We start from the raw sequence: 958 nt of genomic DNA, 5'->3' as shown, positions 1-958 counted from the left end.
ATCACTGTGATGAATCACATCTTTGGGATAGTTTCTATCTGCTATTGCTTGATTTAACGCCGCCATCACCATATCTGTGTTCATACGATTAGATACTTTCCAGCCCACAATAGCGCGAGCAAACACATCAATAATAAAAGCGGTATACACCCAGCCGCTTATCGTCTTGATATAAGTAAAGTCTGCCACCCAGAGCTGGTTAGGGCGATGAGCGCTAAAGTTACGATTAACTAGGTCATCAGCACGCTTTTGATCATCACGGCTGTGAGTTGTTATTTTACCCTTACCGCGCCAGACACCTTGTAGGCCATGCTGTCTCATTAAACGCTCTATGGTACAACGAGCAACCTTTAACCCGTCAGCTTTCATCTGCTGCCATACTTTACGCGCACCGTAACGGCATTTGCTGTCCTGCCAGATACGTTTAATCTCGCTGATGTAAAAGTCGTCATGTTGACTGCGCAGTGAGCGTTTTTCAGGGTAGCTCTCCAAGTCTTTAGCACGGTGATAGGTTGATGGGGCAATCGGTAATACTCTACAGATCAGCTCGACCCCATAATTATTCTTATGATCGTCGATGAATTGAATCATGATTTTAGTCAGCGGTCGAGCTCCGCCTGGGCGAAAAAAGCGGCAGCCTTACGTATGATCTCATTGGCTTGCTTGAGCTCTCTGCATTCGCGTTCAAGCTCCTTGATGCGCTCTTTATCACTTTGCGCTTGCACCGATGCAGGAATAGTTTGATCGATGTGTTTTTTATGCCACGACCGCAGGGTTTCAGGCGTACAGCCAATCTTAGGGGCAATGGCTTGAATCGCTGACCATGTGGAAGGATAGTCGCCCAACGCTTCTATCAGCATGCGAACGGCGCGTTCTTTAATCTCAGGAGTGTAGGTTTGTTTTTTCATTGTCGTATTCTCTCAGAATGTTGAGTCTCCGACAATCCCGGGGCGGTTCA

1 pseudogene and 1 other annotated feature are annotated in these 958 nt (G+C 47.0%); the pseudogene reads right to left on the bottom strand.

The annotated features are described in order from the left end of the window. Window positions 1-908 (bottom strand): annotated as a pseudogene (locus DVY93_RS12395) (IS3 family transposase); the annotation flags it as partial. Further along, window positions 517-633: a sequence feature (AL1L pseudoknot), on the bottom strand. It overlaps the preceding pseudogene by 117 nt. Window positions 909-958: the final 50 nt, after the last annotated feature.

The organism is Psychrobacter sp. CCUG 69069 (assembly GCF_021023115.1).
GTDB classification, from domain to species: Bacteria; Pseudomonadota; Gammaproteobacteria; order Pseudomonadales; family Moraxellaceae; genus Psychrobacter; species Psychrobacter namhaensis.
Note: the sequence above shows the minus strand (reverse complement) of the source record. Positions and strands in the feature narration are given on the sequence as shown.